This is a genomic window from Roseococcus pinisoli (assembly GCF_018413645.1).
GTDB lineage: Bacteria > Pseudomonadota > Alphaproteobacteria > Acetobacterales > Acetobacteraceae > Roseococcus > Roseococcus pinisoli.
Map to the genome: position 1 here is coordinate 1119958 of NZ_JAHCDA010000001.1, position 14322 is coordinate 1134279.

Sequence of the window (14322 nt, forward strand, 5' to 3'; positions counted from 1 at the left end):
GTCGTCAACCATGCTCGCCACGGCAGAGTTCGCCATGCCCGCGCGCAGGGGATCCTGGCCATGGCTGGCCGTCAGGCGCCCGGCGCCTGCTCCCGTCTTTTCCGCGCTGCCACATGCCATCATGGCGACCCGATGCTCCTGGTTCCGGCAACGAAACCGAGGATTACCCTAAACCTGCGCGGCCTCTCCATGCAATCGCTCCGGTGCATGGGTCGCAAATGGCTGCAAATGCATCATATTTTCGGCGGTGCATGCATCTGCCCGACGTTTCTCCGAAGCCCCCTGCCCAGCGGTGGGGTTTCCGCCTTTACATTGCACCAACCGGCCTTGATAGATTCGGTGCCCAGGAGCCTTCGCCATGACATCCGCCACTGAGCTGATCGCCGTCCTTCCCTACGCCCGCCGCTTCGCGCGCGCGCTGACGGGGAGCCAGGCCGAAGGCGACGCGCTGGTCGCCCAGGCCATTCCCGATCTTTCCGACGAGCTATCGGTGAAGCTGGCGCTCTATGCCCGCATCGCCCGGCTGACCCAGGACATGGATATCGCCGGTTCGGGCCGGAAGCTGGGCCGGCATCTCCTACTCCTGACCTCGCTGGAGGAGATCACCCTCGCCGAGGCCGCCCAGGTCGTGGGCCTTGACGAGGAGGAGGCGACCGAGCGGCTGGCCGAGGCACGGGCCGCCGTGAAGGCCGCCTCGGCGACGGAGGTCCTCATCATCGAGGACGAGCCGGTCATCGCGATGGACCTGCGCATGCTGGTGCAGGGCTGCGGCCATCGGGTGGTGGGCATCGCGGCCACCGAGGCCGAGGCCGTCCGCCTGGCGGCCGAGAAGGGTGCCGGGCTGATCCTGGCCGACATCAACCTCGGCCGCGGCGGCAACGGCATCCAGGCCGTGCGGCGCATCCTGGAGACGCTGGACATCCCGGTGATCTTCGTCACCGCCTATCCGGAGCAGCTGCTCACCGCACAGGGGGTCGAGCCGGCCTTCGTCATGCGCAAGCCCTTCGATCCGGTGACGCTCGCGATCTTCACCTACCAGGCCATCACGGCGGGCCGCGTCCCCCTCCACTGATCGGTCCCGCGCTGCGCCGCTGCAACTCTCGCCCGATCTGCGGCGTTTGTTTCGGCAGTACGCAAGACGCGAATCCGTAGGAGGTAGCGCCATGAACTGGGACACGATCAAGGGTAACTGGAAGCAGATGACGGGCTCCGTGAAGGAGCAGTGGGGCAAGCTCACCGATGATGACTTGACCATCATCGAAGGGCGCCGCGACCAGCTCATCGGCCAGATCCAGGAACGTTATGGAATCGCGAAGGAAGAAGCGGAAGCACAGGTGAAGTCCTGGGAGAGCCGTTACTAGGCGCTGAGGCGAAAACGCGACGACTTCGGACGCCGCCGGTTCGAGAGGGCCGGCGGCGTTCTGGCCTCCGGCCCTCAGACATTCCCGGAAAGGACCAAAGATGCTGACCTGGACACTTATCTTCCTCGTGGTGGCGCTGATCGCCGGCCTGTTCGGATTTGGTGGCATCGCTTCCGCCGCCACCGGCATCGCCCGCGTCCTCTTCTTCGTCTTCCTCGTGCTCTTCGCCGTGTCGCTCCTGGCCGGCCATGGCGTCCGCCTCTGACATGCCGGGCCGCCGTCGCCTGCTGCTGGCAGGGGCGGCTTTGGCCCCGGGCCTCGCCGCCGCCGCACAGGCGCGCGATCCGCGCGGCCTCTGGTTCGACCCGACGCAGCTCCCTTCCTATTCCGGGCGGCTCGCGCGCTGGATCTCCAATCCGGCCGGCGAGGTGGATCGCGGCCTGCTGCGGGAGGGCACGCAGTTCGTCTTCCCGCCCGCCGAGGCCGAGGGGCTGATGGCCACGATCGAGGCCGGGGGCTCCATCGCCGTCTGGGGGATCCGCGCCCGCACCGCGCCGGTCATCACCATGCTGGCCTGGGCCAGGACGGCCTCGGATCCCGCGAGCTTCGTGGAGCGCCCCGCCTGGTTCGCGAATTCCCGCACGGGAACGGCGCCCATCACCCTCGCGGGCCGCGTGCTGGCGCCGCTGCTGACGCCGCAGGGCGAGGGCATGGGCGTCATCCTCGCCGAAGGAGAGGCCATCCAGCTGACCGTCGAGCAGCACAAGGCCTTCGGCGGAAGGCTCGCGCCGGGTGAGGAAGTAGCAGCGGAGGGGCTCGGCACGCGCCGCGGCGAGCTCGTGGCGATCGAGGCCCGCCGCCTCGGCAAGGACGTCAACTCCCTCGAAGGGCTACCCGAGCCAACCCCATGAGCAACAAGACGGCTGATGATGCCCGCCTCCTGCATGAAGACCAGGCGGAACACTCCATTCGTGCCTTCGGCCAGCTCACCAAAGTGTGGCTGCGCTCGCCCGATCGCGGCAATGCGCGGTGGCTGCTGTTCTTCCTGCTGGCGCTGACCGTCGCGCAGGTCCTGATCCAGATCCGGCTCAACCTCTGGAACCGTGACTTCTTCAACGCGCTGGAAACCCGCGACGGCACGGCCTTCCGCCACCAGATCATGGTCTTCCTGATCTACGCCGCGCTTTCGATGGGGGTTGCCGTCTACCAGCTCTACGTGAAGCAGCTCACGCAGCTTCGCTGGCGCGAATGGCTCACGCGGCACCTCACCGAGGCCTGGCTGCGGGAGGGGCGCCACTACCAGCTCGAGATGGCGGGCAGCACCGACAATCCCGACCAACGCATCTCCGAGGACGTGCGGATATCGACCGACCTCGCGCTGGATTTCGGCGTCGGCATCATCAACTCGCTGATGATGCTGGCGGCTTTCATCGGCATCCTCTGGACGGTCTCGGGCTCGCTGCAATTCGCGATGGCGGGGCATGATTTCGACATTCCCGGCTACATGGTCTGGGCGGCGCTGCTCTATGCCCTGCTCGGCACCTTCCTGACCTGGCTGGTCGGGCGGCCCATGGTGCGCCTGAACGTCGAGCGGACGGCGGCCGAGGCCGATTTCCGCTTCGGCCTCAACCGTGCCCGCGAAAGCGGCGAGGGCATCGCCCTGATCCGCGGCGAGGCCGATGAGCGCCGCGGCCTTGCCTCCCTGTTCAAGCAGGTGAAGGGAACCTGGCGCGGGCTGATGCGCAGTCAGCGCAACCTCATGTGGCTCACCAGCGCCTATGGCACGCTGGCCATGATCTTCCCGACCATCGTGGCCTCGCCCGCCTATTTCGCGGGCGCCATCACGCTGGGCGGGCTGATGCAGATCGGCGCGGCCTTCGGGCAGGTGCAGGGCGCGCTCAACTGGTTCGTGGATAATTTCGGGCTGATCGCCCAATGGCGCAGCGCGGTGCAGCGCGTCATCACCTTCCGCGACGTGATCGAGGAGCTGGACACCCTCATCGACGACCCGAACCAGCCGACCATCGAGGTGCACGAGACGCAGGACGAGAAGCTCGTGCTGAACAACCTCGAGGTCGCCTTCTCCAACGGCACTACGGTGATCGCCGATGCCTCGGCGGAGATCCAGGCCGGCGAACGGGTGCTCATCAAGGGCGAGTCCGGCACCGGCAAATCCACCCTCTTCCGCGCCATCGGCGGCCTCTGGCCCTGGGGCGCCGGCGAGATCCGGACGCCGCCGCGCAAGGACATGATGTTCATGCCGCAGCGGCCCTACCTGCCGCTGGGCTCGCTGCGCACGGCCGTCGCCTATCCGGCCGGAGTGGATGCCTTCGACGACGCGGCGATGGTCGAGGCTTTGAAGAAGGTCGGGCTGGAGCGGCTGGGCAAGCAGCTCGACGAGGAGGAGCGGTGGGACCGCGTCCTCAGCCTCGGCGAGCAGCAGCGCCTCGCCTTCGCGCGCCTGCTCCTGCATCAACCCCGCTGGATCTTCATGGACGAGGCGACGGCCGCGCTCGACGAGGCCAACCAGGACGCCATGATGAAGCTCGTTCTGGATGAGCTGCCGGAGGCCGCGCTCATCTCCATCGGCCATCGTCCCGGCCTTGCAGCCTTCCACACGCGCTCGCTCGACCTGCTGCGCGCGGAGGGGGGCGCCAAGCTCTCGCGGCCGACGAAGCGCATCGCCAAGCGCCAATGGCCCCGCGCCATGGCGCATGCGGCCAAGGAGGCCCGGGCCCAGCGCCGTGCCTTCAGGCGCGCCAAGCCGGCGCAGTGAGGCTCAGGCCGGGATGAGGTCCCGGCCGACCCATTGCCCGTCGAGGAACTCACGGGTCTCCACCCGCACCTCGCCGCGCTCGACCGTGACGAGGTTCCAGCCGTTGGGCGCGCCGACGCCGCGCGGCGAGAAGGCGCTGGGCGCGATGATCTGAAGCGGCCCGGCCTCGGTCAGCCGCGTCATCTCGGCCTGGTGCAGATGCCCGCAGAGCACCGCCTTCACGCGATGCCGCGCCAGCAGCTCGATCGTCGCGCCGGCCTCGCGCGGCGGGCGCCGCGTGAAGGCCCAGGGTCCATGGCGCAGCGGATGATGGCAGGCCACCACCACGTCGAGCCCCTCGGCGGCCTCCAGGCGCAGGGCCAGCCGCGCGCGCCGCTCCGCGCTGATGCCGCCGGCGGACCAGTCGAGGTGCCATTGCGCGCGGCTCACCGTGTCCAGGCCGATGAGGCGCACGCCGTCCAGCGTCAGCTCCTCCGGCAGGTCCTCGGGACGAGCGCGCGCCCAGCGCCGCTTGGGGTGCATGAAGCGGCCCACGAGGTCGCGATGGGGAATGTCGTGGTTGCCCGGCAGCACGAGGAGCGGCGCGCCCAGCATCTCCAGGAAGGCGAAGGCGCGGACGAATTCGTCGCGCCCCGCGCGCCGCGTGAGGTCGCCACTCACGGCCAGCGCATCGGGCGCCGCGCGCAGGACATCGGCCGCCAGGCTCTCGACGAGATCGGAGGAGGTTTCGCCGAAATGCAGGTCGGACAGATGGGCGATGCGCGGCATCAGGCGCCGCCCGGCGGCGCGAGGAGCCGCAGCGCCCGTCGATGGAGGCGGAAGCGCACCGGCGGGGCCGTGAGCCGGGTCTCGCCGTCGAGGCTGAGGCGCAGCCAGTTGCTGGGCGCATGTACCGCCAGACGCTCCCCCTCGCGCATGGTCACGTCGGGATCCTCCGAGAGGCGGCCGCGAAACCAGCGCCATGCCTGCCGAAGCCGGCCGCGTGGGCCCTGCGGTCGCGCGAGCGCCAGGGTGAGGCCCTGCGTGCTTTCCGGGAGGGGCATGGTCACGACGGCGGCATGGCCGCGCGCCCGGCGGCCCTGGCGCAGCCGGACCGAAAGGCCGCGCGAGCTCGGGCGGAACAACTCGCGCAGGAGGGCGAAGGCCAACGGCAGCCATCCCCGCGTGCCGCTGCCGCGCTGCCTCTCGCGGAAGCGCATCAGGCGCGTCGGCGCACCCACGACGCTTTGATACAGGAAGAGATGACCGTTGGCGGTGGCGGCGTCGAGCCCGATGACGGCGCCCGGGCGATAGCGGCGGGCGGCGGCGACCGCCTCCTCGGCGAGGCCGAGCCGCGTGCAGACGCGGTTCATCGTCCCGCCGGGTAGGGGTGCGAAGATCTGCCCCGTCCGGATCAGCCGCTCGGCACCATCCCGCAGCGTACCGTCGCCGCCGCAGACGAAGACGACCTCTGCCGGGCTGGCTTCCACGGCCGCCCATTGCTCGTCCATCGGAGCCTGCTCGGGAAGGGCAAGGACGATCTCGAAGCCCGCGGTTCGCAGGGCTTCCTCCAGCGCCAGCCGGGGCGCTGGCAGCGCGGCCATGGAGCCCGCTCGTCCATTGACGACCAATGCCGCCCTCATCGTGGTTCCGGAGCTCCTGGAAGAAGAAAGGGCGCGGCCGCTTCCGGAGAAGCCGCCGCGCCCATGGTAAGGCCGCGCGTGGTCACGCGCGCCGATATATCTACCGGGTCGTGGTGCCGAGGGCACGTCCAGCGGCGGTGCCGCGCGGATTGGCCGCCGTGCCGTCCGACTGCGCCGGATAGGCGCCCGAGGTGTTGGTGCCCGCGGCGCGATCCAGCACGCGCTCGGCCGCCGTTCCGGGCGGGTTGCCGGGCATGCCGTCGGACTGGCGCGGATAGGCGCCCGAGGTGTTGGTGCCGGCGGCGCGATCCACCGCGCGTTCGGCGGCGGTGCCGGGCGGGTTGCCGCGGCGGCCATCATTGGGGTCGCTGCAGGCGACGACACCGAGGAGCAGGAGGCCGGCGGGCAGCAGTCGGGCAATACGCATGGAAGCTCCTTCCGAGGATTTATTCGCGCCATCAGCATGGCGCCGGGTTTCCAACGTGCGTTTGCGGAAGAGGTTGCAGTTGTTCAACGAAAGGAACATCTCGCTGATCTTAGGTCTGCAATTCCGGCACTTGGCGCCGAGGTGCTGGCCGCGCAGGGGGAGCGGTGTCCCCCTCCCGGATGCGCGCGACGGCAGCGTCGAGCTCGGCGCCCAGCAGCACCAGGTAGACGCTCACATAAAGCCAGGTGAGCAGCGCGATGACGGCGCCCAGCGGCCCGTAGGTCGCGTCATAGGTCGCGAAATGGCTGACGTAGAGCGAGAAGACCACCGAGGCGAGCAGCCAGAGAAGCGTCGCCGTGACCGCGCCGATGGAGAAGACCCGGTAGTATTTCGGCCGGCGCGCCGGCCCGAAGCGATACAGCGTCGCGATGGCCAGGAGCACGGCGCAGACCAGCACGCCCATTGAGGCGGCGCGCAGTAGCAGCGCATCGCGGAACGGAAACTTCAGGAGGGTGAGGATGGTCGGAAGCGCCACGAGAAAGGCGAGGCCGATGGTCACGGCCAGGATGGCGCAGAGCGTGATGACGATCGCCGTCGCGTAGAAGGCCAGCCAGTGGCGCTGCTCATGCTGCCCATGCGCGATGTTGAGCGCGCCCAGCAGGGACCGCACGCCCGCGGAGGCGGACCAGAGCGCGATCGCGCTGCTTACCACCACGCCCCAGCCGAGCCCCTGGTTCGGATGCGCGACGAGCTGGTGCACGCGCTGGGCGATGAGCTCGAAACTGTCGGGGGGAAGGACGCGGCTCAGCACCTCGAGCTGCGGCTCGACCGTGTCGAGGTTGAACCAGACGCCATAGAAGGCGATGCAGAGCGATATCGCGGGAAACAGGGCGAGCATCGCGTAGAAGGCGCAGCCGGCGGCCACCAGCGAGATCTGGTCCGAGGTCGCGACCGTATAGGCCTGCGCCCAGTAGCTCTGCCGGGGCTTGGCCACCGTACCCACCGACTTCTCCGCCATCATCGTCCTCGCCGCCGTATCCCGTGTGCCCGATCTCGTTTCGTCCCTCCGGGCCTCCGGGACTAGACGCGCGGCTCAGCGATTTTGCGGCATTCCGTCGGCGGAGGCGACATCCAGGATGCTGACCCGCAGGCCGGCATCGCGCCAGCTATCGACTTCGGGCTCGCCGACCGAGGCGGCAAAGCCGAGCGCGCCGCTCAAAAGCGGCGCGGCGATCACGCCCGTGGCGAGCATCATCCAGAAGAGGGGAAGGCGGGGTTCGTAGCTGCGGTCCATGGCGGCGTCCTTCCGGGGGGTGAAGGTGTCGATACAACCTTGGCTGCAGCCCTGGGTTGCATCGGCGTGACACGGGCAGCGAATTTCCGCGCTGCCCTCGCTCGGGGCGCGGGTTACCGGCGGCGCTTCATGAACTGGCCGACGACAAGCGCGCCGATGTCCACCAGCCCGCGCCAGCGCACCAGGCTTAGCGCCTCGTCCATCGGCGAGACGGCGCGCAGCTGCGCCATCGTCTGCCGCCGGAGCATCAGCGCCTCCTGCGCGACGGGATCGTAGCGCCGGCGGGAGAGCAGCAGCAGCACGCCCATGACGACGAGGTCGGCCAGCGCGAGCCAGAGGGTGGCCCAGAGCGCGCCCTGCGACGGCTGGAGCCAGAGCCAGGCGGCCACATGCAGCAGGCCGAGCGCCGCCAGACCGAACAGCCCGGCGGCGACCTGGAGGAGGGTGGAGCGCGCGAAGGAGCCGGCCTCGCGCTTCAGACGCAGCGCCTCCGCCTCCGCGGCGGCTCCGAGCAGGCGAAGGCTGCGCATCAGCGACGGCACATGACGGCGAAGACGTAGCCCGCCAGCGCCGCGAGGCTGACGGCGGTGAGCGGCTTCTCGCGGATCGCGTCGCTCAGCCGCTCGGCCTGGTGGCGGACGGTGTCGGTCGCCTGATGGGCGGCGGCCTCGGCCCTGTCGGCCACGCGGCCGACGGCAGGGGTCACCCGGTCGTTCATGAGCGTTTCGATCTTCGCGCGCAGCGCGGCGATCTCGGCATGGGTATCGGCCAGGTAGGGCGGGAGTTCCGAAGGCGTGTCGTGATTGCTCATGGTCATGTCCTTTCCGTGCGGGGGCGGCGGCTCTCTATGTTCGGGAGCCTATCCGGAGTCGGCGCCGGGGCAATGCGCCCGTGATCGGCGATGCGGGAGAAAGGCGTTCGACAGAAGATTCTGGTGCTTCTCGGCCTCCTTGGCGTTTATGGGTCGACCCCGCAACGCGGCGTGGCAGCTTGCGTTGCATCTGGGCAACAGGAACTTCCCATGGCGCCTTTCCGTGCTCCGACGACCGCCTCCCGCGAGTCGCCCCAGCGGCTGCTCGTCTTCGCGGTGGTCATCGCCGCGCTCTATCTGGGGCGGGAGGTCTTCGCGCCGCTGGCCCTGGCGCTGCTGCTGACCATCGCCGCCCTGCCGGCGCTGGGCTGGCTGGAGCGCCGGCGGGTGCCGCGGATCCTGGCCGTGCTGCTGGTGATGGGGCTGTTCCTCGGGGTCGTCGGCGGCCTCGTCTACGTCGTGCTCACCCAGGCGCTGGCCCTGGCGGCCGAGCTGCCCAACTACGAATCCGTGCTGCGCGGGAAGCTCCAGGCCATCAGCCAGGAAGGGTCGGGCCCGATCGACGGCGTGATGCGCCTCGTGAAGCGGCTCGGCGAGGCATTGTCGCCGCCGGAAACGACGGCGGCGCCCACCGTCGCCATCGCGGCCTCGGACCAGGGGCCGCTTTCCGCCCTCTTCGGCATGGCGGTGCTGATCATCGCGCCCATCGCCACCTTCGCCATCACCCTGCTGCTGATGGCCTTCATCCTCGTCCAGCGGGAGGACCTGCGGGACCGCGTGCTGCGCCTGGCGGGCCTCCACGAGATGCACCGGACCACGGGCGCCATGGCGGATGCGACCACGCGCCTCGGCCGCTTCCTGCTCATGCAGGCGATGATCAACGGGATCTTCGGCTTTTCGATGGGCATGGGTCTTTGGCTGCTGGGGGTGCCCAATGCGCCGCTCTGGGGCGCGCTCGGCTTCGGGCTGCGCTTCATTCCCTTCCTGGGCGCGCCGCTCTCCGTGCTCTTTCCCCTGATCGTGGCCTTCGCCACGACCGAGGGCTGGACGACCGTCCTGCTGGTGATCGCGCTCTTCGCCGTCGTGGACGTGATCGTGACCTATGTGCTCGAGCCCTGGCTCTACGGCAGCAGCATGGGGATCACGCCGCTCGCGCTCCTGCTGGCCTCCGCCTTCTGGGCGGTGATGTGGGGGCCCTTGGGGCTGATCCTGGCGCCGGCCATGACGGCCTGCCTCGTCATCCTCGGGCGGCATGTGCGGTCCCTGGCCTTCCTGGACGTCCTGCTCGGCGACACGCCGCCTTTGCCGGCGCCGGCGCGCTTCTATCAGCGGCTGCTGGCGGATGATGCGGCGAATGCCGCCGCGCTCGTGGGCAATGAGGCCGCGCGCCTCGGCATCCAGCCGGTGCTCGAGCAGATGGTCATGCCGGCGATCGCGCAGATTTCGTCCGACCGCCCGAACGAGGCCTTCGGCCCCGCCCTCGCCATCCGCGCTTCGCGCGCGCTGACCCGCGTGATGGAGGTGGTCGCCCCCGGGGCCGATGGCCATGCCGAGATCCTGGTGGTGCCGGTGGCCGGGGCCCTGGACCTCGCTGCCGCCGCCGTGGCCGTGGCGGCGCTGCAGGAGGCCGGGCAACTCGCGACCCTTTCGCCCGAGGACGCGCCGGAACCGGCCGTGATCGTGGTGGTTTCCGCGATCGAGGCGCCGGCGCGCCGGCTGGAGCGTGCGCTGGTGCAGGCGGAGAAGATCTCCGCGCGGGTGGTCGTCTTCGCCGCGACGGAGGAGGCCGCCCAGGCGCTCTACCGCCGGCCGCAGACCGCGCCCCAGACCAGCCTCGCGGGGCTGGTGGCGGAGGTGGAGCAAGCCTCGGCCGACATCACCGCGTCCGTGTCCCCCGACTGGGACCAGGGCGCGGTCCCGCCGGCGCTGATGAACGCGAACCCGCCGTGAGCCCGTCCGCCCGGTGCCTCAGGCGCCGGGGGGCGTGTCGGAGCGCCGTTCCTCCAGCGCCGCCGCCAGCGCCGCGCGCAGGCGCGCGGGTGTGATCGGCTGTTCCAGAACCGGCGCGTCGTCCAGGCCCTCCACCGGGATCGCGAGGGGCGAAAGGAAGAGCACGGTCGCCGCGCGGCGCAGCAGCAGCTGGGCCACGGGCTGGACGGAGCGGCCCGCCAGCGTGCCCGCCAGGATCGCCGCATCGAGCCTGCCGGCCTTCTCCACCAGCTGGATCGCCCCCTCCACCGTCTCGGCGGGACCTTCCACCTCGCAGCCGGCCTCCCGCAGGGCGGAGGCGATGGTAAGGGCCGAGACGGCGTCCCCGCCGGCCACCAGCACCCGGCGGCCGGTGAGCGGGCCGGCGCCCGAGACGGTGCCCGGGGCGGCACTGCCCGCCACGGCCGGGGGACCGATGGTCAGCACGCAGCGGAGGCCGCCGGGGTCCCAGCTGCGCTCGATCCCGCCCGCTAGCTGGCCGCGCATATTCGCGTCGATGAGCAGCGAGCCGAAGCCCGTTCGTTCGGGCGTGCCCAGGACGGGCGGCCCGCCGCGCTCCACCCAGTTGAGGAAGACCCCGCCGCCGGCATCACGCTCCCAGTGCAGGGCCACATGCCCTTCCGGCCGGGAGAGGGCGCCGTATTTCACGGCGTTGTTGGCGAGCTCGTGCAGGACGAGGGTGAGGGGCTGCGCCGCCTCGGCCGTGAGGCGTAGGGGCGGCCCCTCCATCGAGGACCGGTCGGCATGCGGCGCCAGCTCCTGCCGGACGATCTCGCGCAGGTCCGCGCCCACCCATTTCTCGCGCGACAGCACATTATGGGCGCGGCTCATGGCGCCGATGCGGCCTTCCAGCACCTCGACCAGCGCGGGCACGTCATCCTGCGCATCGGCGGCCGAGAGGCGGATCAGGCCGCGCACCACGCTCAGCGCGTTCTGGGCCCGGTGGTCGACCTCGCGCGAGAGCATACGCTCGGAGGCCTCGACGCGCTTGCGGGCGGTGATGTCGATGATCGCGCAGCTCACGCCCGTGACCTCGCCCCAGCCGCCGCGCACCGGGTAGAAATTGCAGAGCCAGTACCGCTCCTCGCCGCCGAGCTGGACGCGGAGCTCGAACTCCTCGACCGGCTTGCCGGTGGTCAGCACCATCTGCAGCGCCGGCTCCAGATCCGCGGCGACATGCGGCGCCATCTCGGAGAAATGCCGCCCAAGGTGCGCCGCGACGGGCTGCCCGTTCGCCTGGGCCAGCTTCTCGTTCAGCGCGATGAAGCGCAGCTCGCGGTCCATGAGGCAGAGAGCGGCCGGCGCGGTCTCGTAGGTGGCCTGGAGCTGGGCCGCGCCCGAGGCGATGGCCGCCCGCGCCTCCCGATGCTCATGGAAGTCGACACCGACCAGGGCCCAGCTGCTGACGCCGCCGCCCTCATCCTCGATCGGGCCGCCATGGAGGAGGAACCAGCGCCAGCTGCGATCGGCGGCACGGCGCAGGCGCACCTCGCGCGTGAAGGCCGCATCGGCCACGGGCCTCGCCTCGGCCATGGCGGCGCGCCAGGCCGCGTCCGCGCCCGCCCAGTCCTCGGGATGGACGGCGGCGAGCCATCCATCGCCCATGCTCTGCGCCTCGGTCAGGCCGGTGGTCTGCTGCCAGAAGCCGTTGACCCAGTCGACGCGCCCCTTGCGGTCGGCGGTCAGCACCACCTGCGGCGCCACGCGGATCACGGCCTGCATACGGGCGACGGCGGCCTGGCGCTCGGCCATGCGGGCCTGGACATTGTCGGCCATGTCGTCGAAGGCGTCGGCCAGACGCTCGAACTCGCGGCCGCCGCCCACCGGGCCCACGCGGGCGCTCCAATCCTGCTCCCGCCAGCGCTGGGCGGCGGTCAGCAGCCGGCGGACCGGCCGCTCGATCGTCGCGTGGAAGCCCAGGAGGGCGAGCAGGAAGGTCAGCAGCAGCGAGCCCACGATCATGATCGCGGCGCGCCGGTCGTCGGCGGCGGCCTCCACCATCTGCGGGCCGGATTCGAGGCCGACGGAGACGAAAAGCGCGCCCTCCGGTCCTTCCCGGATCGGCAGGTAGGCGACCATGCGGACCACGCCGTCGAGCCCGGTCATTTCGCGCATGCCCGTGGTCGACCCCTGGGGATCGCGTGGGAAGGGCCTCAGGGTGGTGCCGATGTAGCGATCCGGATCGAGGGAGCGCGCCAGCACGGTGTAGCCACGGTCGGCGACCAGGGCGACGGCGCCCGGCGGAAGCTCCGTGGTGCTGAGATTCTCGGTCATCCAGCGAACGGAAAGGCCGAGCACGATGACGGCCATCGGCTCGCCGACCTCGTTCCTCAGCGGCGCGGCCAGATGGAGCGTGGGCTGGCCGGTGCCGCGCCCGACCGCATATTCGCCGATCTGGAAAGAATTCTCCCGCATGACCGCCTGCAGGTACGGCCGGTCGCCGAGCCGCGCGTTGCCGACGGCCTCCGGATGGGCTGAGCAGACGCTCTCGCCCTGAGGGCTGAGCAGCGTGGCGGCTGCGTAGCGCGGATTGGCCGCGATGATCCGCGCGAGGAAGTCGTTGCAATCCTGGCTGGGCCGGTTGGCGCGGATGGCGTCGTGCGCGGCGATGGCGCTGAGCAGCTGGCGCGCGGCCTCCACATTCGCCGACTGCTCGCGCGCGATCAGCCCGGCCAGTCGCATGGCCTGGCTGCCGAGCTGCTCCGTGCGCTCGCGCCGGGCGTCGCGCTCCATGTTGACCTGCACGAGCCCCGCCGGAACAAGCGCGATGATCAGCCCCAGGAAGACCCGCATCGCGAGCGGAAGGCGGAAGATCCCCTTCCTGGTCCGTCCCGACTTCATGGGGAGCGGAACCACGGGCGGCCATCTGCGCGTCCGTTCCGGCAGGAGGAGGGATGGCAAGCATCCGCTCGGCTTCGCGGGGGGCTTTCCCTCGGAAGGCGGATGGGAATCTGCAGCACGTGCAAGTCTCCGGCGGCGCCCGCCGGGCGGGGCTTTCCCATCCTGCCATGGATCACGCAGGGAATGTCACCCCCAGGCATGAAAGGAACTACCCGCGCAACGCGGCATCGGGCGACGGATGATCCGGAGGGGGAGGGAACCGGCGGGGCCTAGATGGCCTGCGGGAACCCTGGTGGAGCCAGGCGGAATCGAACCGCCGACCTCTTGAATGCCATTCAAGCGCTCTACCAACTGAGCTATGGCCCCTGGGGTGGGAGGCCGTATAGCTACGCTCTGCGGACCCCGCAATACCCACCCGCGCACTTTCGCGAATGATGTCGTGCGGCTAGCTTCCCGGACATCCGATCGAGGGGGTGACGACGAATGCGCAAGGTCTATCCGGACGCCACGGCCGCGCTGGCCGGGCTGTTGAAGGACGGAATGGTGATCCATGCCGGCGGCTTCGGCCTCTGCGGCATTCCCGCGGTCCTGATCGACGCCGTGAAGGAATCCGGCGTGAAGGACCTCACCGTCGTCTCCAACAATGCCGGCATCGACGATGTGGGCCTCGGCAAGCTCCTCCGCACGCGGCAGATCAAGAAGATGATCGCCAGCTACGTGGGCGAGAACGCGGAGTTCGCCCGCCAGTTCCTGGCCGGTGAGCTCGAGATCGAGTTCAACCCCCAGGGCACGCTGGCCGAGCGCATCCGCGCCGGCGGCGCCGGCATCCCGGCCTTCTTTACGAGGACCGGCGTCGGCACGGCTGTGGCGGAGGGCAAGCCCACCCAGGTCTTCGACGGCGAGACCTATGTGATGGAGCGCGGCATCGTGGCCGACGTCGCCCTCGTGCATGCCTGGAAGGGCGATACCGAGGGCAACCTCGTCTATCGGCGCACGGCGCGGAACTTCAATCCGATGATGGCGACGGCGGCGAAGGTCACGGTCGCGCAGGTGGAGAACCTGGTGGCCGTGGGCGAGATCGACCCGGACCACGTCATCACCCCGGGCGTCTTCGTGAAGCGCATCGTCGCGCTGCCTGCCGGCTACGAGAAGCTCATCGAGAACCGCACGGTTCGCAAGGCCGCCTGAGGAGATCGAAGAC

At 70.3% G+C, this 14322-nt stretch carries 15 protein-coding genes and 1 tRNA gene; 7 read left to right on the forward strand and 9 right to left on the reverse strand.

What is annotated here, in order from left to right; all coding sequences use genetic code 11:
• Positions 1-358 precede the first annotated feature (358 nt).
• From KHU32_RS05450 to KHU32_RS05470, 5 genes are all read left to right on the forward strand, one after another.
• Complete coding sequence (locus KHU32_RS05450) at positions 359-1072, forward strand: PhyR family response regulator anti-anti-sigma factor (protein ID WP_213668995.1); 714 nt, start codon at positions 359-361, stop codon at positions 1070-1072.
• Positions 1073-1163: 91 nt separating this feature from the next.
• Entirely contained in the window at positions 1164-1361 is a 198-nt protein-coding gene (locus tag KHU32_RS05455; protein ID WP_213668996.1) for a CsbD family protein, read from the forward strand.
• 100 nt (positions 1362-1461) lie between these two features.
• Entirely contained in the window at positions 1462-1626 is a 165-nt protein-coding gene (locus tag KHU32_RS05460; RefSeq protein ID WP_213668997.1) for a DUF1328 domain-containing protein, read from the forward strand.
• A gap of 1 nt (position 1627) precedes the next feature.
• Entirely contained in the window at positions 1628-2272 is a 645-nt protein-coding gene (locus KHU32_RS05465; RefSeq protein WP_213668998.1) for a hypothetical protein, read from the forward strand.
• The gene (locus KHU32_RS05470; RefSeq protein ID WP_213668999.1) at positions 2269-4137 is read left to right on the forward strand and encodes an ABC transporter ATP-binding protein/permease; all 1869 of its coding nucleotides are present in this window, start codon (positions 2269-2271) and stop codon (positions 4135-4137) included. The genes KHU32_RS05465 and KHU32_RS05470 overlap by 4 nt, the downstream gene beginning before the upstream one ends.
• Positions 4138-4140: 3 nt before the next feature.
• On the opposite strand, the gene KHU32_RS05475 is transcribed toward KHU32_RS05470, so the two are convergent.
• The 7 genes from KHU32_RS05475 to KHU32_RS05505 form a co-directional block, all read right to left on the reverse strand.
• A complete protein-coding gene (locus KHU32_RS05475; protein WP_213669000.1) occupies positions 4141-4905 on the reverse strand; it encodes a metallophosphoesterase family protein in 765 nt (254 codons plus the stop codon).
• A complete protein-coding gene (locus KHU32_RS05480) occupies positions 4905-5759 on the reverse strand; it encodes a diacylglycerol/lipid kinase family protein (protein ID WP_283771009.1) in 855 nt (284 codons plus the stop codon). The genes KHU32_RS05475 and KHU32_RS05480 overlap by 1 nt, the downstream gene beginning before the upstream one ends.
• A 100-nt stretch (positions 5760-5859) precedes the next feature.
• A complete protein-coding gene (locus KHU32_RS05485) occupies positions 5860-6186 on the reverse strand; it encodes a hypothetical protein (protein ID WP_249680562.1) in 327 nt (108 codons plus the stop codon).
• Between the two features lie 109 nt (positions 6187-6295).
• On the reverse strand, positions 6296-7207 hold the full coding sequence (locus tag KHU32_RS05490) for a YihY/virulence factor BrkB family protein (RefSeq protein ID WP_213669002.1): 912 nt from the start codon (positions 7205-7207) through the stop codon (positions 6296-6298).
• A 72-nt stretch (positions 7208-7279) separates the two neighbouring features.
• Positions 7280-7480, reverse strand: coding sequence for a hypothetical protein (locus KHU32_RS05495; RefSeq protein WP_213669003.1), 201 nt, complete (start codon positions 7478-7480; stop codon positions 7280-7282).
• A 113-nt stretch (positions 7481-7593) separates the two neighbouring features.
• A complete protein-coding gene (locus KHU32_RS05500) occupies positions 7594-8010 on the reverse strand; it encodes a phage holin family protein (protein WP_213669004.1) in 417 nt (138 codons plus the stop codon).
• Entirely contained in the window at positions 8010-8291 is a 282-nt protein-coding gene (locus KHU32_RS05505) for a hypothetical protein (protein ID WP_213669005.1), read from the reverse strand. The genes KHU32_RS05500 and KHU32_RS05505 overlap by 1 nt, the downstream gene beginning before the upstream one ends.
• Before the next feature lie 210 nt (positions 8292-8501).
• On the opposite strand from KHU32_RS05505, the gene KHU32_RS05510 reads away from it, so the two are divergent.
• Positions 8502-10241 carry an AI-2E family transporter gene (locus KHU32_RS05510; protein WP_213669006.1) on the forward strand — a complete coding sequence of 580 codons (1740 nt, stop codon included), beginning with the start codon at positions 8502-8504 and terminating at the stop codon, positions 10239-10241.
• Between the two features lie 18 nt (positions 10242-10259).
• Here the strand turns inward: KHU32_RS05510 and KHU32_RS05515 are convergent, their stop codons facing one another.
• Positions 10260-13121 carry a PAS domain-containing protein gene (locus KHU32_RS05515; protein ID WP_213669007.1) on the reverse strand — a complete coding sequence of 954 codons (2862 nt, stop codon included), beginning with the start codon at positions 13119-13121 and terminating at the stop codon, positions 10260-10262.
• Positions 13122-13411: 290 nt separating this feature from the next.
• Positions 13412-13487 (reverse strand) — tRNA-Ala (locus KHU32_RS05520).
• A 117-nt stretch (positions 13488-13604) separates the two neighbouring features.
• Between KHU32_RS05520 and KHU32_RS05525 the strand changes: the two genes are divergently transcribed.
• Positions 13605-14309 (forward strand): CoA transferase subunit A, encoded by a 705-nt coding sequence (locus KHU32_RS05525; protein ID WP_213669008.1) that lies wholly within the window; start codon positions 13605-13607, stop codon positions 14307-14309.
• The last annotated feature ends 13 nt before the right edge of the window (positions 14310-14322 follow it).